General features: G+C 65.2%; 16 protein-coding genes. 8 read left to right on the plus strand and 8 right to left on the minus strand.

Features of this window, described 5'->3' with window-relative positions; translation table 11 throughout:
* Positions 1–133: 133 nt before the first annotated feature.
* Both ABQJ48_RS25875 and ABQJ48_RS25880 read left to right on the plus strand, forming a co-directional pair.
* Complete coding sequence (locus tag ABQJ48_RS25875; protein ID WP_367840813.1) at positions 134–1,897, plus strand: Rieske (2Fe-2S) protein; 1,764 nt, start codon at positions 134–136, stop codon at positions 1,895–1,897.
* Between the two features lie 176 nt (positions 1,898–2,073).
* A complete protein-coding gene (locus ABQJ48_RS25880) occupies positions 2,074–2,997 on the plus strand; it encodes a glutaminase (RefSeq protein ID WP_367840814.1) in 924 nt (307 codons plus the stop codon).
* A 133-nt stretch (positions 2,998–3,130) separates the two neighbouring features.
* Here the strand turns inward: ABQJ48_RS25880 and ABQJ48_RS25885 are convergent, their stop codons facing one another.
* The 8 genes from ABQJ48_RS25885 to ABQJ48_RS25920 form a co-directional block, all read right to left on the minus strand.
* Positions 3,131–4,216 carry an AI-2E family transporter gene (locus tag ABQJ48_RS25885; protein ID WP_367840815.1) on the minus strand — a complete coding sequence of 362 codons (1,086 nt, stop codon included), beginning with the start codon at positions 4,214–4,216 and terminating at the stop codon, positions 3,131–3,133.
* Between the two features lie 195 nt (positions 4,217–4,411).
* A complete protein-coding gene (locus ABQJ48_RS25890; RefSeq protein WP_367840816.1) occupies positions 4,412–4,657 on the minus strand; it encodes a CsbD family protein in 246 nt (81 codons plus the stop codon).
* Between the two features lie 146 nt (positions 4,658–4,803).
* Entirely contained in the window at positions 4,804–4,986 is a 183-nt protein-coding gene (locus ABQJ48_RS25895; RefSeq protein WP_367840913.1) for a CsbD family protein, read from the minus strand.
* Positions 4,987–5,442: 456 nt separating this feature from the next.
* Entirely contained in the window at positions 5,443–6,255 is an 813-nt protein-coding gene (locus ABQJ48_RS25900; protein WP_367840914.1) for an enoyl-CoA hydratase, read from the minus strand.
* On the minus strand, positions 6,255–7,154 hold the full coding sequence (gene mmsB, locus ABQJ48_RS25905) for a 3-hydroxyisobutyrate dehydrogenase (protein ID WP_367840817.1): 900 nt from the start codon (positions 7,152–7,154) through the stop codon (positions 6,255–6,257). The genes ABQJ48_RS25900 and mmsB overlap by 1 nt, the downstream gene beginning before the upstream one ends.
* A 62-nt stretch (positions 7,155–7,216) precedes the next feature.
* Positions 7,217–8,764 (minus strand): CoA-acylating methylmalonate-semialdehyde dehydrogenase, encoded by a 1,548-nt coding sequence (locus ABQJ48_RS25910; RefSeq protein ID WP_367840818.1) that lies wholly within the window; start codon positions 8,762–8,764, stop codon positions 7,217–7,219.
* Between the two features lie 77 nt (positions 8,765–8,841).
* Positions 8,842–10,533, minus strand: a complete 1,692-nt coding sequence (locus tag ABQJ48_RS25915) for an AMP-binding protein (protein WP_367840819.1) — start codon at positions 10,531–10,533, stop codon at positions 8,842–8,844.
* A gap of 235 nt (positions 10,534–10,768) precedes the next feature.
* The gene (locus tag ABQJ48_RS25920; protein WP_367840820.1) at positions 10,769–11,902 is read right to left on the minus strand and encodes an acyl-CoA dehydrogenase family protein; all 1,134 of its coding nucleotides are present in this window, start codon (positions 11,900–11,902) and stop codon (positions 10,769–10,771) included.
* A gap of 229 nt (positions 11,903–12,131) precedes the next feature.
* Between ABQJ48_RS25920 and ABQJ48_RS25925 the strand changes: the two genes are divergently transcribed.
* The 6 genes from ABQJ48_RS25925 to ABQJ48_RS25950 all read left to right on the plus strand — a co-directional run bounded on the left by ABQJ48_RS25925 (position 12,132) and on the right by ABQJ48_RS25950 (position 18,302).
* Positions 12,132–13,169, plus strand: coding sequence for an AraC family transcriptional regulator (locus tag ABQJ48_RS25925; RefSeq protein WP_367840821.1), 1,038 nt, complete (start codon positions 12,132–12,134; stop codon positions 13,167–13,169).
* Between the two features lie 81 nt (positions 13,170–13,250).
* On the plus strand, positions 13,251–14,828 hold the full coding sequence (locus ABQJ48_RS25930) for an NfeD family protein (protein WP_367840822.1): 1,578 nt from the start codon (positions 13,251–13,253) through the stop codon (positions 14,826–14,828).
* Positions 14,825–15,598, plus strand: coding sequence for a slipin family protein (locus tag ABQJ48_RS25935; RefSeq protein WP_367840823.1), 774 nt, complete (start codon positions 14,825–14,827; stop codon positions 15,596–15,598). Before ABQJ48_RS25930 ends, ABQJ48_RS25935 begins: the two co-directional genes overlap by 4 nt.
* Positions 15,599–15,721: 123 nt before the next feature.
* Positions 15,722–15,982 (plus strand): DUF4148 domain-containing protein, encoded by a 261-nt coding sequence (locus ABQJ48_RS25940; protein ID WP_367840824.1) that lies wholly within the window; start codon positions 15,722–15,724, stop codon positions 15,980–15,982.
* Positions 15,983–16,302: 320 nt separating this feature from the next.
* A complete protein-coding gene (locus tag ABQJ48_RS25945; RefSeq protein ID WP_367840825.1) occupies positions 16,303–16,800 on the plus strand; it encodes a YaiI/YqxD family protein in 498 nt (165 codons plus the stop codon).
* A 200-nt stretch (positions 16,801–17,000) separates the two neighbouring features.
* Positions 17,001–18,302: an NCS2 family permease gene (locus ABQJ48_RS25950; RefSeq protein ID WP_367840826.1), complete on the plus strand. Its 1,302-nt coding sequence runs from the start codon at positions 17,001–17,003 to the stop codon at positions 18,300–18,302.
* Positions 18,303–18,695 lie beyond the last annotated feature (393 nt).

Raw genomic sequence — 18,695 nt, forward strand, 5'->3', positions numbered from 1 at the left:
AGTGTGCGGACGCGCAGGACGAAACCGCGTGCATCCCTGCCCGCGTCGCATTTTGCGGGAGAGTATGCTTATATCGACAGGGACCGGGCGTTCTGACGACGTCCGCGACCGGACGAATGCGGGAGGCATGCGCATGGACACCCCGAATAACGAATTCGTGCTCGTGGCGAGCCTTGAAGAACTGAAGGCGAAGGGGCGGCTTGTCGTGCAAGCTGGCCATCGGCCCATCCTCGTCATTTACGACCGCGGGCGCGTGTTCGCTCTCGACAATCGTTGCCCGCATATGGGCTTCCCGCTCGAGCGAGGCACTGTCGAAGACGGCATCCTGACCTGTCATTGGCACCACGCCCGCTTCGAGCTGCAAAGCGGTTGCACTTTCGACCTTTGGGCCGACGATGTACCGAGCTGCGCCGTCGAACTGCGCAATGGCGACGTCTGGGTCGCGACGAGGTTCGGTCATGCCGACCCCGCCGCGCACTGGCGTCAGCGGCTCGCGGACGGCCTCGCCCACGACCTCGCATCTGTCATCGCCAAAGCGGTGTATGGGCAGCTCGCGGCCCACGTGCCAGTCGCCGATATCGTGCGGCAGGTGGCGCTCTTCGGGGCGCGCAACCGAGACGGCTGGGGAGTCGGTCTCACCATACTCACCGCTCTCGCCAATCTGCTGCCTGAACTGCCGGAGGACGACGCGTACCTCGCCCTGTTCCAGGGCGCGCGCCGTGTGGCGGCAGACTGCGACGGTGAAGCGCCGCGGCGGGAACGTGCGCCGCTTGCCAGTCGGCCGGAACCGGCCGTGCTCAGGCGTTGGCTGTGCCTTTGGACCAACGTGCGCCACCGCGAGGCCGCCGAGCGCACCCTGTTGACTGCGATCGCCGCCGGCGCCTCGCCCGCTGCGCTCGCCGATGCGCTACTGTCGGCCGCTACCGAACGCGCCTTCGCCGACACCGGTCATACGCTCGATTTTGTCAACAAGGCGTTCGAGTGCCTGGACCTGATTGGCTGGCAGTACGCGTCGGCTTTGCTGCCTACCGTCGTCGCCCAGATGGTGACCGCCCGTGGCGCGGAGGAATCGACCGCCTGGCGCCAGCCGATCGATCTTGTCGCGCTGTGCGACGAATCAGCCAGCCAGTTGTCGCAACTTTTTGCCGCCGGACGCAGCCAGCAAGGCTGGTCGGACCATGCGGCGCTCGAGCGCGAACTGCTCGCAGACGACCCGGCGAAAATCATCGATGCGCTGAAGGCGGCAATCCGCGCAGGCGCCGCTCCTGCAGACCTGGGACGGTCCGTCGCTTACGCAGCGGCGCTGCGCGTGGCCCGCTTCGGCAATTCGAACGAGCACGCCGACTGGGAGACGGCGCACCACGTCTTCACGCATGCCAATGCGCTGCACCAGATGCTCCTGCGTATCGGCAGCGCAGGCATCGACGGGTATGTCGCGGCCGCGCGCGGCATTCTGCACGCATCCATGGCGCTCTATCTTGCGCGTTATCTGAACGTGCCACCGGCCCGCATCCCGGGCGACGGCAACGATCAACTTGACGACCTGCCCGCCGATGAACAGACGATCCGCACGGCCTTGCTCGGGGCCTTCGACCGGCAGCGACAGGTCGATCTTGCGGCCAGGCTAGTGGCCCGGCATCTCACGCTCGGCCTTCCGCCGCACGCACTGATCGCCACGCTTGCGCTTGCGGTACTGCGCGAAGATGCGGGTTTTCACGCCTATCAGATGCTGGAAGCCGGCGTCCGGCAGTTTGCGGCGTGGGGCAATACCGCCCAGGGGCGGCACGTTCTCATTGGAGTCGTCCGCTATCTCGCGGCCCATTCGCCGACCGAGCGCGGGACGCTGCAAACAGCCGATATCGCGCGGCGCCTGATGCGGGGCGAAGCACTGCATTAGGGCAACCGCGCATCTGAAGGCCGACGCGCGTGCGCCCGGCGCCGCGAGTTCGCAGCCGACACCCTCCCAGCCGGGCGCGAAGTCCGCCCCCCGGCTATTTCATTTGCGCTCCCACTGAGCACACCGTCTGAAGTATCATCGCGAGCCGCCCCCATTGACGCTCAGACGCACCGCCAATGACCGACCAGAACTATCAAGCGATCCTCGAACAGATCTATCGCGACATCCAGCCTTGGCGCACTGCGGGCCGCGTTGCGGATTACATCCCCGAACTCGCGAAGGTGCCCGCCGAGCGCTTCGGCATGGCGATCGTCACGCTCGACGGCCGCATGTTCACGGTCGGCGACGCGCACACGCGGTTCTCGATCCAGAGCATCTCCAAGCTATTCGCGTGCACGCTCGCGTTCCAGTTGCTCGGCGACGCGCTGTGGCAGCGTGTTGGCCGGGAGCCGTCGGGCAATGCCTTCAATTCGCTGGTTCAACTCGAAGCCGAACAAGGCAAACCGCGCAATCCGTTTATCAACGCAGGCGCGCTGGTCGTCACCGACGTGCTGTGCCGCCGCTTCGTGCAGGCCGAGACGGCGCTCGTGGAGTTCATGCGCCGACTGACCGGCGAGGTCACGATCGACTACGATTTGCGCGTCGCTCAGTCGGAACTGCAACACGCACACCGCAACCAGGCGATGGCGCACTTCATGGCAAGCTTCGGCAATATGGAAATGCCCGTCCAGGCCGTAGTCGATTCGTATTGCCGGCAATGCGCTATTTCAATGAGTTGCGTCGAACTGGCGAAAGGCGCGCTATTTCTGACCAATGGCGGGGTCGTACCGTCGACCGGCGAGCGCATCCTCGACCGCAGTTCGACCAAGCGTCTGTCGGCGCTGATGCTGACCTGCGGCACCTACGACGCAGCGGGAGATTTCGTCTTCCGCGTCGGCTTGCCCGCCAAGAGCGGCGTGGGCGGCGGCATCGTCGCGGTGCTGCCGGGCAGAATGGCAGTCTGCGTGTGGTCGCCGGGACTCGACGCGAACGGCAACTCGCTTGCCGGCGCGAAGTCACTGGAAATGCTGACCACACTGACAGGTCAGTCGATCTTTTAACGACACCGTAGCGGGCCGCGTCTGCAGTGCATGTTTGCCGAGCGCAAACAATGCGCGCTCGCAACCATCGCATTGCGCCGCATCGACGCCCGTGCAACGCATTGCACTGCTCGGCTGGAACGCGGCTCGCAGGTCAGTCTGTTTTGCCGGTCAACGCACGTCGCGCAGTCTCGCCCTCCTCGTGCGAGCTCGCGTAAAAAACCCGGGCTCTGCCAAGCACGATCTTCAACGTCGCGATCACCGGTACCGCGAGAAAGATCCCCGCGACGCCGCCAAGCTGATCCCCCGCCAGTAGCCCGACGATGACGAGAAACGGACTGACCTCGACACCTTCGCTCATCAGATACGGATTGAGCACGTAGTCCTGAAACAGCCGGTACAGCCCGATAAAAATCACCAGTCCGAGCAGATGCGGGTAGCCGCCGAACCCCGCGACCACCAGCGCGAGCGCGACCGCGGCGAGCGGCCCGGCGAAGGGCACGAACTCGAGCAAACCCGCACTGACCGCGAGCAGAAACGCGTAAGGCACGCCCATCAGGGAAAACGCGACACCATAGCTGGTCAGCGTTGCCAGCGACAAAAACAGCAAAGCTCGCACGTACCGCGACAACAGCACATTGAGGTCGGTGACGATCGCCTCCCACAACGTACGGTGGCGCTGTGTCAGCAGTTGCAGAAGAGCCTCGCGCATCTGCGGCCCTTCCTTGATGAGCAGAAAACTCAGAATGGGCACCAGCACCAGATAGATCAGATTGCCGGCCGCATGCACGACGCCGAGGCCGACACTGCGCGCCACCGGAACCGCTTTGTCGGAACCGGCCTCGATCTGCCCGCGCACAAAATCCACGATCCGTTCGCGCAACGGTTCGAGAAAATGCGGCAAGGGGAAACGACTCGGCACATCGGGCTTCAGCAACGCGGGCAGTTGCGCGAGCAAACGCGTGGCCTCGTCCTGCACGCGCACGCCGAACAGCGAGCCGACTACTGCGATGATCGCGACGACCACGACGAACACCAGCGCAATCGACGCAACGCGCGGCACGCGGCGCGGCCTGACGCGCTCGACCAGATCGACCATCGGGTAGACCAGATAACTGAAGAACACGGCGAACACCACCACTAGCAGCGTGGACGACGCGAGGTAAATAACCAGGAACAGCAGCGCGATCAGGGACGCGGTCCAGACTTTCCTGGCCGTGCAGACATCGAATCCCAGCATGAAGCGTCCTCGAGTTAGGCGATGCGATCCGGCAGCTCGAACGCGCGGGAACGTCGGACCGTGCCGCAGCCAGCCGTGAAGCGGCACACCCGTGCCGCCTCTTGCCGGCGCGCTCGCCGTAGCACGTTACCTTGACGGCCGGTGCTGCAGCCGCCCTGCTGCAAGCATGCAGCAGGGCGGCTGCACGCGAAGAATTTACAACAGCCTGCCGAGCAGAAAACCCACACCGGCTGCGATGAGCAATGCGCCGAGCGGATTATCGCGCGTGGCTTGCGCAACCTGATCGACGCTGTCGCCATATCGTGCCTGCGCCTTGCCGGCTAGCTGCCGGAGCTTGCCTTCGGCCTGCAGGCCGGCATCGCCCGTCAGGCCGCCGACCGCATCCTGCACCTTGCCGGCCGCATCGTTGAAGGTTCCGTCGAGTTGATTTGAATTCGCCATGATCGTCCTTGAAGGGGTGAGTACGTTGGCGCCGGTGGTGGCCGGCTCGTCATGCGCTGTCGCTCGATGCAATGCGCGCTCACCGTTGACCGGTGCTGATTGCCGCGACCATGCCGCGACTGTGGCGCATCTAGTGGCGCTGATCGCTAACTTTTCACACGCTCGCGCAAAGCATCGGCTGCCTCGCCGAGCTTCGCCTGCATGGCACCGGCCAGCCTTTCAGCGGCGCCTTCCGCCTGCTTCGTGCGATTGCCTGTGACCTTGCCCATCGCTTCCTTGACGGACCCCCTGAGCTGCTTTGCTGTACCTTCGAGTCGATTTTTATCCATCACGCTTTCCTGAGACCGTTGAGTTGCAATCTGATGACGCCAGCGCGGCATGTACGCCATGCATCGTTTCGGCAATCGCTTCGCTGCTTGCGATCCGCTTCCAAACAACGCAATGGGCATAGCACGGTTCGTTCCCGGTCATCGTCGCGCGGCGTGCGCACGCGTCGAGTCGAATGATGCAGCGGCCTGCAGACGAGCCCTGACGACGGATTTGGGTTCGCGCGGGCGGTACTGTGGGAGGCTGCTCCCGTCGGCAACAATGAAGCCAAAATGCAAAAAAGGCGCGATTGCTCGCGCCTTCTCATCTCAAACCCGGGCATGCTCACAGCCAAATGGCGCAGCGGCGCAACGAGCGCGGCATCTCACGCGTGCGAGAGCGCCTCGAGCGCGGCAGGCCGGTTCGGCTCGATGATCACACCGCGCTCATAACTGGCCCAGCGTCGGTGAGCGGACGACTCAAGCCTGGGAATCGGCCAGACCGCTCGATTCAGCGCCGGTCGGCTGCCAGCGCGGCTTGCGCTTTTGGAGGAACGCGTTGACCCCTTCGCGCTGATCCGCGCCGTCGAACAGGTCGACGAAGCGCTCGCGTTCGAGCGCCAACGCCGCCGCGCGCGGCACGCCGTTGCGCGCCTGATGGATCAGCGTTTTGCTCAAGCTAACCGCCTGCGGGCTCAGCCCCACGACGCGCGCAGCCATGGTCAAGGCCGCATCGCGCGCGCCGCCTTGATCCACCACCTCTTCGACCAGACCGATGCGCAACGCGGTCGCCGCATCGACCCGCTCGCCCGTCAGGATGATGCGCTTGGCCCAGCCTTCGCCGACCAGCCAGGGCAGCGTCTGTGTCCCGCAACCGCACGGCAACAACCCGACCGCGGTCTCAGGCAGCGCCAGCAACGCATGCTGCTCGGCGATGCGGATATCGCACGCGAGTGCGCATTCGAGCCCGCCGCCCATCGCATAACCGTTGATCGCCGCGATCACCACCGGCCGCGCGTTCTGCAACGTTTCGAACGCTGCGCCGAAGCGCGCCGCCGCGCTGCGAGCGACTTCGCGGTTGCCATCGGCAAAGGTGTTCAGATCGGCGCCCGCGCTGAAAAATTTTGGGCCATCGCCCGTGATCACGATCGCGCGCACGCGCGGCTCACCGTTCAGCAGTTCGACGGTTCGCTGCAACTGGAGCAAGCCCTCAGGCGTGAATGCATTCGCGGGCGGCCGCTTGAGCGTGAGCAGCGCGACGCCGCCATCGTGTGCGTAGTCGAGTTCGATCATCATGCGTCGGCCCTCTTCTCGTTGCGATAAAGCTTGATAACCGCCGAAAAGTCGAGCCGTCCCGCGCCTTTCGCGCTCATCGTCTGATATAGCTGCTGCGCGAGGGCGCCGAGATAGACCGGTTGGCGCGCAGCGCGCGCGGCGTCGGTGGCGAGGCCCAGGTCCTTGAGCATCAGGTCGGTGCCGAAGCCGCCGGTGTAGCCGCGCGTCGAAGGCGCCGTGTCGATCACGCCGGGCATCGGGTTATACGTCTCCGAACTCCAGCAGCGCCCGCTCGACGTATTGATGATGCCGCCCAGTACTTTCGCGTCGATGCCGAGCGCCTCGCCGAGCGACATCGCCTCGGCCACGCCCGCCATCGTGATGCCCAGCACCAGGTTGTTGCAGATCTTCGCGATCTGGCCGGTACCGGTGTCGCCGCAATGCACGATGTTCTTGCCCATTGCCGACAACACCGGCTTGACCTGTTCATACGCGCTCGCGCTGCCGCCGACCATGAAGGTCAGCGTGCCCGCCGCCGCGCCGCCGGTGCCCCCGGACACGGGCGCATCGACGAAGGGGTTGCCATGCTGCTGCGCGAGTTCTGCGAACGCCTTGACGCTCGCGGGGTCGATCGTGCTGGAGTCGATGATCGGCACGCCTTTCGCGATGCCTGCCAGGACGCCGTCTTGCGCACTCAGCACGCTGCGCACATGGGCGGCGGCGGGCAACATCGTGATCACGCATTGCACGTCGGTCACGGCGGCTTTCGGCGAGCCGGCCGCGTTCGCGCCCGCATCGACGAGCCCCTGCACGGCTTGCGCGTTCAGATCGAATACGGTGACCGCGTGGCCCGCTTTCAGCAGGTTGCGCGCCATCGGCGCGCCCATGTTGCCGAGTCCGATGAAGCCTATTTTCATGATGTCTTCTCCATTTCTGCGCGGTTAGCGCCGGCTCGCGCTCCGTCGCGTTTGGCTGACGTTCAGCGCAGGCTGATCGTGGTGTTGACGCCGTCGTTCACCGTGTCGTCGTCGAACCAGCGCGCCGTGACCGTTTTGGTCTGCGTATAAAACTGCACGACCTGTTTGCCATACGGGCCAAGGTCGCCGAGCTTCGAGCCGCGCGAGCCGGTGAAGCTGAAAAACGGCACGGGTACCGGAATCGGAATGTTGATGCCGACCTGGCCGATGTCGATCTCGCTCTGGAATTTGCGGGCCGCCGCGCCGCTCTGCGTGAAGAGGCCAACACCGTTGCCGAACGGATTGCGATTGACGAGCGCGATGGCGTCGTCCAACGTGGCGACGTTCAGGACTTGCAGCACGGGGCCGAAAATTTCCGTGCGATAGATTTCCATTTCGGTGCTGACGTCGGTGAAGATCGTCGGGCCGATGAAGTTACCCTGCTCGTAACCGGGCACCGTCACGTCGCGGCCGTCGAGCGCGAGCGTGGCGCCTTCTTTTACGCCCGCTTCGATCAGGCCCAGAATGCGCTGCTTCGCCGCGCGCGAGATAACTGGGCCGATATCCGTGTTCGACTCACTGCCCGCGTTGACCTTGAGCGTCCTCGCCTTCGCCACCAGCTCGGGCAACCATTGCTGCGCCGCGCCTACCAGCACCACCACCGATGTCGCCATGCAGCGCTGTCCGGCCGCACCGAACCCCGCACCGACCAGCGCGTTCAGGGTCTGCGCGCGATTCGCGTCGGGCAGTACCACCGCGTGATTCTTCGCGCCCATCATCGACTGCACGCGCTTGCCGTGTTCGCTGGCAAGGCGATAAACATGCGTGCCGACCGCCGTCGAACCGACGAAGGAAATCGCCTTGACGAGTTCGTGTGTGCACAGCGCATCGACCACTTCCTTGCCGCCGTGAACCACGTTCAGCACGCCCTTGGGCACGCCGGCTTCGAGCGCGAGTTCGACCAGTTGCATAGTGGACAACGGGTCCTGCTCGGAAGGCTTGAGCACGAACGTATTGCCGCAGACGATCGCCATCGGGAACATCCATAGCGGGATCATCGCGGGGAAGTTGAACGGCGTGATGCCGGCGCAGACGCCGAGCGGCTGGCGCAGCGTGTACGTGTCTACGCCGCCCGCGACGTTCTCCGCGAATTCGCCCTGCTGCAAGGTGCCGATCGAGCATGCGTGTTCGACCACTTCGAGTCCGCGGAAGACGTCGCCTTCGGCATCGGCAATCGTCTTGCCCTGTTCCGCGCTCAAGGTCTTCGCGATACGCGGCATGTGCTCGCGAATCAATGCCTGATACCTCAGCATGATGCGCATGCGCGCGCCGATCGGCGTGTCCTTCCAGGTGCTGAACGCGGCATGCGCGCTGCGGATTGCTTCGTTGACCTCGTCGGCGGTGGCGAATGGTACGCGCGCCAGCACGTCCTGCGTGGCGGGATTGACGATGTCGCGCCATTCGCCGGTCTTCGATTCGACGAATTCGCCGTTGATCAGCAGTTTGACGGTGGTGATGGCGGTGCCGTCGGCGGCATTGCGCCCGGCATGGTTCGAAGCAATTGCGCTCATGCTTAAACTCCTTTGCGTAGGCCGCGCGGCGGCCTGACAATCACGATGACAACGGGGCTAGCGGCGAACAACCACAATCAGCGCAGCTCCGGAAAATCCTCTTCCCAATACTCGTCCGGCAGACGCGCGGGCTCGGCGGCGCGTTCCATTTCGCGGCGCCGCAATTCGACTCGACGGATCTTGCCGGAGATGGTTTTCGGCAACTCGCTGAATTGCAGACGGCGAATCCGCTTGTACGGTGCGAGTTTTTCGCGCGAGAACGCGAACACCGCGCGCGCGAGTTCGGGTCCCGCCTCGTAGCCCTGGCGCACGGTGACGAAGGCTTTGGGCACGCACAGACGCAGCGCGTCGGCGCTCGGTACCACGGCGGCTTCCCCGATCGCCTCATGTTCAATCAGCACGCTCTCCAGTTCGAACGGACTCAAGCGGTAATCGGACGACTTGAACACGTCGTCGGAGCGCCCGACGTACACGTAATAGCCGTCGTCGCGCCGAATGGCGACATCGGACGTGCGGTACAAGCCGTTGCGCATCGCCCGCGCGGTGGCATTGGCGTTGTTCGCGTAGCCGGTCATCAAACCGAGCGGGCGCCCGGCGAGCGGCAGCGCGATTTCCCCTTCGATCACGGGTTGATCGCCGGCATCGATCAGTTCGATCCGGTAGCCCGGCAGCGGGCGCCCCATCGAACCGGCGACGACCGGCTGTCCCGGCGAGTTGCCGATCTGGCAGGTGGTCTCGGTCTGGCCGAAGCCATCGCGAATCGTGATGCCCCACGCGTGCCTGACGCGTTCGATGACCTCCGGATTCAAGGGCTCGCCCGCGCCCACCAGCTCGCGCAGCTTGACCGGATAGTCCGCGAGATGCTCCTGCACGAGCATGCGCCATACGGTGGGCGGCGCGCACAGCGTGGTGACCTTGAAACGCACCAGCGCATCGAGCGTCTCTTTCGGCACGAAGCGCGCAAAGTTGAACACGAACACGCAGGCCTGAGCGTTCCACGGCGCGAAGAAGCAGCTCCACGCGTGCTTGGCCCAGCCCGGCGAGCTGATGTTCCAATGGATGTCGTTCGGTTGCAGCCCGATCCAGTACATCGTGGACAGATGCCCGACCGGATAGCTTTGATGCGTGTGCTCGACGAGCTTGGGCTTCGATGTGGTGCCCGACGTGAAGTAAAGCAGCAGCGTGTCGGAGGCGCGCGTGATGCCGTCAGGCGTGAATTGCGGCGACGCATCGCAGGCGGCAGCGAGATCGATCCAGCCGTCGCGCGGCGCGCCCACCGAGAAGCGCGTGAGCGGCACGTCGAGCGCATCGAACTTGGCGAGTTCCGCGCTGTCGACCACGGCGAACTTCGCGCCGCCGATCTGCACGCGCTCGCGCACGTCGTCGGGGGAAAGCTGGGTGGTGGCAGGCAGCACGACCGCGCCGAGCTTCATCGCCGCGAGCATGACGTCCCACAGTTCGACGCGGTTGGGCAGCATCAGCAGCACGCGGTCGCCGCGGCCGACGCCCGACGTGCGCAGAAAGTTCGCCATGCGCGCCGAGCGCTCGGACATCTGCGCGTACGAAAAACGTCGGCCGTCGCTGGCGGGATCGTCGACGATCCACAGTGCGGGGTTGGGGTTCTCGCGTGCGATCACGTCGAAGTAGTCGAGCGCCCAATTGAATTCGTCGAGCTTCGGCCATGTGAATTCGCGGTAGGCGCGCTCGTAATCCGTGCGATGGCGCAATAACAGATCGCGCGCGTCGAGGAAGCTTTTTGCGGCAGTCATTGTCGTCTCCTGTCGACCAGAGTTAGGGCTTTAGCACTTACTCTGGTCCCATGCAAAGCTGTCGACCGGAGTTAGTGCTTTAGCACTTACTCTGGTCCCATGCAATCTAGTAGCTTACGCGCGCTATGCGCTTTACTTTTCCCTTCCGCAGACGCTTTGCCTTGCCCTACTACCAGTGCCCGGCCGCTGTTCCACGGAAGCCCCTTCCAATCTCGCCAGGCAAGCTATTCTGCGCTCAAACATGACGCGCGATCAGCATCCGTTGGACCTCGCTGGTTCCTTCATAGATCTGCGTGATCCGCGCGTCCCGATAATGCCGCTCCACCGCATAGTCTTCCAGATAACCGTAGCCCCCATGAATCTGAATCGCGTTCGAGCAGATGTCCTCGGCCACTTCCGATGCGAACAGCTTCGCCTGCGACGCCTCCGACAGGCATGGCCGCCCCGCCGAACGCAGCCGGGCCGCGTGATGCACAAGCAGGCGCGCGGCGCTCAGACGCGTGGCCATGTCGGCGAGCATATTCCCGATGGTCTGATGATCCCTGAGCGCCTTGCCAAACTGCGTGCGCTCGCTCGCATAGCGACGCGCGGCATCGAACGCGGCCCGCGCGATGCCGACCGCCTGCGCGGCTATGCCGATGCGCCCGCCCTCGAGATTCGACAGCGCGATGCGCAAGCCCTCGCCCGGCTCGCCGAGCAGATCGGCTTCGGGCACCGCGCAGTCGTCGAGTGAAATCGGGCAGGTGTCGGACGCGCGAATGCCGAGCTTGTGCTCCGGCTTGCCGACTTTGAAGCCAGGCGTGCCGGTCGGCACGATGAACGCGGACAGGCCGCGCTTGCCGCACTTCGGATCGGTGACGGCGAACACGATCGCGAGTTCGGCGCGCGCGCCGTTGGTCACGAACTGCTTGCTGCCATTGATGATCCAGTTGCCGTCGCGCAGCTCCGCGCGGGTGCGCAGATTGCTCGCCTCGGAGCCGGCCTGCGGCTCAGTCAGGCAGAACGCGCCGATGCGCTTGCCGGTCGCGAGGTCGTGCAAGTAGCGGTCTTTTTGCGCCGCGCTGCCGAAGTTCAGGATCGGCCCGCAGCCGACCGAGTTGTGCACGCTCATCAACGTCGCGCAGGCGGCGCAGCCGGCGGCAATCTCTTCCAGCGCGATCGCATAGGCGACGTAGTCGGTGTAGGAGCCGCCCCACTGCGGCGGCACGATCATGCCGAGAAAGCCGAGTTCGCCCATCTGCGTGACGACGTCGGCGGGTAGTTGCGCGTCGCGGTCCCATTGTGCCGCGTGCGGCGCGAGCCGGTCGGTGGCGAAGTCGCGAGCCGCGTCGCGGATCATGCGTTGCTCGTCGGTGTAGAAGCTGTCCATGGGCTGCGTCCTGGGCTGTGCGCCGGATCGGGGTGATCGGTTAGCACCATCGGTTGACGCCAGTGTAGGCAAGCCACTGGACAGCTTCGATGCTCGGCCCGATCATTCTGCCTGAGCGCGTTTGCCATGCCCCTGCCGTGCAACACCATTCAGAACCGCTGTTTCGAAGGCTTTGGCGAATCGCCTTATGGAAAACACTGAGCGCTTTTGCCAGACCAACCAGGCCCCTATGAAAACCGACAAGGGCACCATTTCCGTCAGCCTTGTCGAAGAGACGCTCGCGCTTGCCCGCGCGCGTGGCTTCGACGCGGTACCGCTCGCCGAAGCCGTGGGGATCGCCGCCCCGATGCTGGGCTCGCCGAAGAGCCGGGTGTCGTCGGCGCAATACGGCGCGCTGTGGGCCGGCATCGCGCGCGCCCTGGACGACGAGTTCTTCGGTCAGGACTCGCATCGCATGAAAAGCGGCAGCTTCATCGCGATGACGCAAACCGCGCTGAGCGCGCGCAACGGCGCGCAGGCGCTAGCGCGCGCGGTCGGCTTCATGCGCCTCGTGCTCGACGACCTGGGCGCGCACATCGACACCAGCGCCGAGCGCGTTCGGCTCCGATTCGTCGAACGCGAAGGCGCGCCGGCGCCGACCATGTTCGCTTATGCGACCTATTTCATCCTCGTCTACGGGCTGCTGTGCTGGCTGGTGGGGCGCCGCATTCCGTTGCTCGAGGCGCGCTTTCGCTGCGCCGCGCCGCCCGCCGCGCACGAGTACCAGCTGATGTTCTGCGATCGCATGAGTTTCGATCAGCCCGAGTCGTATGTGGACCTCGCGCCGGCCTTTCTCGATCTGCCGGTGATCCAGACGAGCAAGTCGGTCAGAGCGTTCCTGCGCGATGCGCCCGGCAGTTTCATCGTCAAGTATCGCAATGCCGGATCGCTTTCGGCGCGCGTGCGCAAGACACTGCGCGGTCTGCCGATGTTCGGGTGGCCCGCCGCCGATCAGATGGCCGCGCGCCTGCACGTCGCCGAAGCGACGATGCGGCGGCGCTTGAAACAGGAAGGCTATACCTACCAGTCGATCAAGGACGACCTCAGGCGCGACATCGCGATCGGCGAATTGCAGGGCACCGATCGCACGGTTGCGGACATCGCGACTGCTGTCGGCTTTGCAGAGCCGAGCGCGTTTCATCGCGCGTTTCGCAAGTGGACCGGCATGCGGCCCACCGACTACCGGCTCGCGCGCGCCGACCTCACGCAGCACGCCGAATCGGACTAAGCTGTAAGCGGCAGCCAGCCTTCTCTGGGATCTCGGCTCCGCTGGCCGACCCCCGTCGGCTGGGCGCGGCAGCCGTCAGCGATGAGCACGTATCCACGTCTCCCGTTCCGGCAGTCCGGCTCGCGCACGCCGCTTATCCGCGGTGGCGTGGTGGGCCGGTTGATGCGCGGCGTCGCCGCGCTGGCCGCGCTTTTGGCGTTTGGTTTCGCGTCGTGCGAATGGGCGCCGCCGCTGTACGCCGCGCTCGTGCGCAACAGCGTGGTGGTGATTCCGGTGAACGGGGCAATCGGTCCGGGCAGCGCGGACTTCATCGTGCGCAGCCTGCAACGCGCCGCCGATGCGCATGCGCAACTCGCGGTGCTGCAACTGGACACCCCCGGCGGCCTGGATACGTCGATGCGGCAGATCATCAAGGCGATCCTCGGCTCGCCGGTGCCGGTCGCGACCTTCATTGCACCGAGCGGCGCGCGCGCGGCGAGCGCCGGTACCTATATCGTCTACGCCAGCCATATCGCGGCGATGGCCCCGGGCACCAATCTCGGCGCGGCGACGCCTGTGGAGATGGGCATCGGCGGCGGCGAGCCGCCTGCGGGCGGCGGCGCGCCCGGCTTGCCGGGTGCGCCCGCCGGCCAACATGAGAACCCGCCCGCATCGGCATCATCCGCTTCTGCAAGCGCAGCCGGCAACGCACTGCCGCTCGACACCCCGTCCACCGAACGGCGCAAGCAGGTCCAGGATGCAGCCGCCTACATCCACGGTCTCGCGCAACTGCGCGGGCGCAACGCGGCCTGGGCGGATCGCGCGGTTCGCGAAGCCGTGAGCCTGTCGGCGCAGGACGCGCTCGCGCAGCACGTCGTCGACCTGGTCGCGCGCGACGTGCCCGACCTGCTGCACCAGGTCGACGGCCGCACCTTCGCGACGAGCAGCGGCAACGTCACCCTGCACACCGCGCAGGCGCCGGTCGTCACGCTCGAAGCCGACTGGCGCAGCCGTTTCCTCGCGGTTATCACGGATCCCAGCGTCGCGCTGGTGCTGCTGATGCTCGGCATGTACGGCCTGTTCTTCGAATTCGCCAATCCCGGCTTCGTGCTGCCCGGGGTGGTCGGTGCGATCAGCCTGTTGATGGGCCTCTTCGCGATGCAGATGCTGCCCATCAGCTATGTTGGTCTCGGGCTGATCTTTCTGGGCATCGCCTTCCTGATCGGCGAGGCGTTTCTGCCGACCTTCGGCTCGCTGGGCTTTGGCGGCGTGGTCGCGTTCGTGGTCGGCGCGTTGATGCTGATGGACACCGACGTACCCGGCTACGGTATCCCGCTGGCGCTGATCGCCGCGGTCGTCGTGTTCAGCGCGGCTTTCGTGCTCGGGGTGTCGAGGCTCGCGTTGCGGGCCCGCCGCCGGCCCGTTGTGACCGGCTCCGAAGGCTTGATCGGCAGCATCGGCGTAGTGCTCGACGACGGTCTGCTGCTGGAGCACGCAGCGCCAGGCGGCGCGCCGCACGGCTGGGCGCGCGTGCACGGCGAGCGCTGGCGCGTGTCGAGCGCCGCGCCCCTCGCGCCGGGCCAGCCGGTGCGCGTCACGGCGCGGCGCGGCCTGACGCTGATCGTGGTGCCCGTCGCCGTCACCGCCTCCGGCGAGGCCATACAAGGAGAACAATCATGATCGGTTTCACATTCGGCTTCGGCAGCATTCTGATTCTGCTGGTGGCCGTGCTGATTGCTTCGTCGGTGAGGATTTTTCGCGAGTACGAACGCGGCGTCGTATTCATGCTTGGGCGCTTCTGGAAGGTCAAGGGCCCGGGTCTCGTGCTGATCATACCGGTCGTGCAGCAGGTGGTGCGAATCGATTTGCGCACCGTCGTGTTCGACGTACCGCCGCAGGACGTGATCACGCGCGACAACGTGTCGGTGAAAGTGAACGCGGTGGTTTACTTTCGCGTGGTCGATCCGGAGAAAGCGGTGATCCAGGTGGCGCGTTACTTCGAGGCGACCAGCCAGCTTTCGCAGACGACGCTGCGCGCAGTGCTCGGCAAGCACGAACTCGACGAGCTGCTCGCCGAGCGTGAGCAGTTGAACGCCGACATCCAGAAGGTGCTCGATGCGCAGACCGACGCGTGGGGCATCAAGGTATCGATCGTGGAAATCAAGCACGTCGACATCAACGAAACGATGATCCGCGCGATTGCTCGCCAGGCCGAAGCCGAGCGCGAGCGGCGTGCGAAGGTGATTCACGCGGAGGGCGAGTTGCAGGCCTCGCAGCATCTGCTGGAAGCGGCGCAAACGCTCGCCCGGCAGCCCCAGGCGATGCAGTTGCGATACCTGCAAACGCTCACCACGATCGCCGCCGACAAGAATTCGACGATCGTGTTTCCGTTGCCCATCGATCTGCTGAGTGCAGTGCTGGATCGCTTCGACAAGCGCACTGCCCCATGAAGCCGCCGGACTGCACTGTGCCGCGCCCAATGAAACGGTGCATTGCCCCGGATCGCCTTAATCTAAACGCAACTGAAAACTAGAATACCGCCGTTGCTTTTAACCGCTCCTTAGGAGCTCATCATGAAAATGTTTGCTCAAGTTGGACTCGGCGCGCTGCTGGCCGCTGTGTCGATCAGTACCGCATTCGCGCAGACTCAGGCGCGGCCTTACGACCCGTCGGCCCCGAAAACGCGGGCACAGGTCAAGGCCGATCTGATCGAGTGGCGCGCCGCGGGTTACGATCCGCTCGACTGGATCGACTACCCGGAAAATGCACAGCGCGCGAGCCGAATCGTCGCGGCCCGGCGTGCGCAGCATGCGGGTGGCACGATCACCGAGTAACACGCGCCGCTTCTTGCGGCGTGGCTGCCGGGTTGCGCGCGACTGCAATGGTCGCGGGTCGAAGCGGTCCGGCATGCCGTTTAAACCGTTCGCGGTCTGCGTTTTGTCGGCAGACCTGGGGTTGGCGTTTGCTTACCCGGTGTTCGGCTCTGCCGCTTGTTGGTGGGATTGCAGCGCGTGCGCTTGCGTTTCGTCGCTTGTCGGTACGCTTTGGCGGCTGTCCCCTCGTCACCTATCTGTCCAATTCGCTTGCACCTTCGCGCCATACGCAGCAAGGTATCAGCTCGCCCCTTCGACAACCCGCTGCCGGAATCCGAACGATGCCAATCTGGGTTGATGCCGACGCCTGTCCCGTCGTGATCAAGGACATGCTGTATCGCGCCGCGCGCCGCACCGGCACGACGCTGACGCTGGTCGCCAACACGTTTCTGCGCGTGCCGCCGTCGCCGCTGATCCGCGCGATCCAGGTGCCCGCCGGCTTCGATGCCGCCGACGCCCTGATCGCCGAACGCGTCGTCGCGGGCGATCTCGTGATCACCGCCGACATCCCGCTGGCCGCCGCCGTGCTCGCAAAGAACGCGCAAGCCCTCGACCCGCGCGGCAACTGGTACACGCCGGGCACCATCGAAGAACGGCTGCGCATGCGCTCGATGCTGGACCAGTTGCGCGGCAGCGGCGTGGACACGGGCGGCCCGGCCGCCTTCAATCAGCGCGACAGCAAGAGCTTCGCCGGCGAGCTCGATCGCTGGCTGGCGCGTCAGCCGCGCGCTTCCGATGCGCCGGCGCCACACTCTCCCGACGAACCCGCCGCGTCATAAGCGTTTCGCGCCGGTTGCGGCACACGGCGTCGCGTGCGGCCGCCATTCGTGATTACAATCCGCCGGTAGCCCCGCGCCCCTGGTTCATGGCACCGCGTCTGACCGGGCGCGGCACAGACAGCACGGCACGGCACCGGGCCGCTGCGCCTCACCTGCCTCGACCACAACGAACACTTCCCGAACAACGAGAAACCCGCATCATGGACTCGATAAAACGCTACTTCGGCTTCGACGCCGCCGGCACGAACCTGCGCACCGAACTGCTCGCGGGCCTGACGACCTTCCTGACGATGGCCTACATCATCTTCGTGAATCCGGCAATTCTCGGCGACGCCGGCATGCCGAAGGACGCCGTATTCGTCGCGACCTGCATCGTGGCTGCGCTGGCTTCGCTGATCATGGGTCTCTACGCGAACTACCCGATCGCGCTGGCGCCAGGCATGGGCCTCAATGCGTATTTCGCGTACACCGTCGTCAAGGGTCTCGGCTTCACCTGGCAGGCCGGGCTCGGCGCGGTGTTCGTCTCGGGGTGCCTGTTCCTGATCGTCACGCTGTTTCGCGTGCGCGAAGTCATCGTCAAAGGCATCCCGCGTTCAATCCGCACTGCGATCACCGGCGGCATCGGCCTGTTCCTCGCGATCATCTCGCTGAAGTCGGCCGGCGTGGTGGTCGGCAATCCGGCCACGCTCGTCACGCTCGGCGATCTGCACAACGCGCACACGGTTCTCGCCATCGTTGGCTTCTTCGCGATCGTGACGCTCGACTGCCTGCGGGTTCGCGGCGCGATCCTGATAGGCATTGTCGGCGTGACGGTGCTGAGCTTTTTCTTCGGCGGCAATGAGTTCCACGGCGTCGTCTCGCGGCCGCCCTCCATTTCGCCGACGCTGTTCCAACTCGACATCCGCGCTGCGCTTTCCACCGGTGTGCTGAACGTCGTGCTGGTGTTTTTCCTCGTCGAGCTGTTCGATGCGACCGGCACCCTGATGGGCGTCGCCAATCGCGCGGGGCTGCTGGTCGAAGGCAAGATGCACCGGCTGAACCGCGCGCTGCTCGCAGACAGCACCGCGATCCTGGCCGGCTCGATGCTCGGCACCTCGTCCACCACCGCGTACATCGAGAGCGCGTCCGGCGTGCAAGCGGGCGGGCGCACCGGCGTCACCGCGATCACGGTGGCCGTGCTGTTCCTCGCAGCGCTCTTTTTCGCACCGCTCGCGGCGGTGGTGCCCGGTTACGCTACCGCGCCGGCACTGTTGTATGTGTCATGCCTGATGCTGCGGGACATGCTCGACCTGCCGTGGGACGACGCCACCGAAGTCGTGCCGGCCGCACTGACCGCGCTGCTGATGCCGTTCACTTATTCGATCGCCAATGGCGTCGCGTTCGGCTTCATCTCGTATGCCGGCTTGAAGCTGCTGACCGGCCAGGCGCGCAAGGTCAAGCTGGTGGTGTGGATCATCGCGGCGATTTTCCTGTTCCGTTATTTCTACCTGGGCAGCGAATGAGCAGGGTCGCGACCATCCGCTGCCCGGCATGCTGATGGTGGACGCCGGCGGACGGCCGATGAAACTGGCGTGGGTCGGTCTCGGCTTTGCGCTGATCGACGCGGGTCCTTCGCGCGGCCTTTCTGAAGGATGCGCGTGAGTGGCACGGCAATCGGTTCTATGGGTAAACCGGTCTGACGTGCTCGCGCATATCACTTGTGCTGGAGGACCGCACGTTAAAGCGAATGCTCTGACGCCAACCGGGAATGTTGGCAACGCACGCGCACGGCAATTCATGCGGCGCCAAAGACCTGCACTGGGGCTGGTTCTTTATATTGCGCACGCAAGACATCTGTGCGCACGCGATGAACGACGGCTGCGCGAAGGTGCCGCAGCCGGTTTGAGCGGCTCACG

Source organism: Paraburkholderia suaedae (assembly GCF_040812055.1).
In the GTDB taxonomy this organism is placed as follows: domain Bacteria; phylum Pseudomonadota; class Gammaproteobacteria; order Burkholderiales; family Burkholderiaceae; genus Paraburkholderia.

Excerpts from the sequence above, each read along its gene's own strand:
- ABQJ48_RS25875 (WP_367840813.1), top strand. The coding sequence starts at position 134 with ATGGACACCCCGAATAACGAATTCGTGCTCGTGGCGAGCCTTGAAGAA.
- ABQJ48_RS25880 (WP_367840814.1), top strand. The coding sequence starts at position 2,074 with ATGACCGACCAGAACTATCAAGCGATCCTCGAACAGATCTATCGCGAC.
- ABQJ48_RS25885 (WP_367840815.1), bottom strand. The coding sequence starts at position 4,216 with ATGCTGGGATTCGATGTCTGCACGGCCAGGAAAGTCTGGACCGCGTCC.
- ABQJ48_RS25890 (WP_367840816.1), bottom strand. The coding sequence starts at position 4,657 with ATGGCGAATTCAAATCAACTCGACGGAACCTTCAACGATGCGGCCGGC.
- ABQJ48_RS25895 (WP_367840913.1), bottom strand. The coding sequence starts at position 4,986 with ATGGATAAAAATCGACTCGAAGGTACAGCAAAGCAGCTCAGGGGGTCC.
- ABQJ48_RS25900 (WP_367840914.1), bottom strand. The coding sequence starts at position 6,255 with ATGATCGAACTCGACTACGCACACGATGGCGGCGTCGCGCTGCTCACG.
- mmsB (WP_367840817.1), bottom strand. The coding sequence starts at position 7,154 with ATGAAAATAGGCTTCATCGGACTCGGCAACATGGGCGCGCCGATGGCG.
- ABQJ48_RS25910 (WP_367840818.1), bottom strand. The coding sequence starts at position 8,764 with ATGAGCGCAATTGCTTCGAACCATGCCGGGCGCAATGCCGCCGACGGC.
- ABQJ48_RS25915 (WP_367840819.1), bottom strand. The coding sequence starts at position 10,533 with ATGACTGCCGCAAAAAGCTTCCTCGACGCGCGCGATCTGTTATTGCGC.
- ABQJ48_RS25920 (WP_367840820.1), bottom strand. The coding sequence starts at position 11,902 with ATGGACAGCTTCTACACCGACGAGCAACGCATGATCCGCGACGCGGCT.
- ABQJ48_RS25925 (WP_367840821.1), top strand. The coding sequence starts at position 12,132 with ATGAAAACCGACAAGGGCACCATTTCCGTCAGCCTTGTCGAAGAGACG.
- ABQJ48_RS25930 (WP_367840822.1), top strand. The coding sequence starts at position 13,251 with ATGAGCACGTATCCACGTCTCCCGTTCCGGCAGTCCGGCTCGCGCACG.
- ABQJ48_RS25935 (WP_367840823.1), top strand. The coding sequence starts at position 14,825 with ATGATCGGTTTCACATTCGGCTTCGGCAGCATTCTGATTCTGCTGGTG.
- ABQJ48_RS25940 (WP_367840824.1), top strand. The coding sequence starts at position 15,722 with ATGAAAATGTTTGCTCAAGTTGGACTCGGCGCGCTGCTGGCCGCTGTG.
- ABQJ48_RS25945 (WP_367840825.1), top strand. The coding sequence starts at position 16,303 with ATGCCAATCTGGGTTGATGCCGACGCCTGTCCCGTCGTGATCAAGGAC.
- ABQJ48_RS25950 (WP_367840826.1), top strand. The coding sequence starts at position 17,001 with ATGGACTCGATAAAACGCTACTTCGGCTTCGACGCCGCCGGCACGAAC.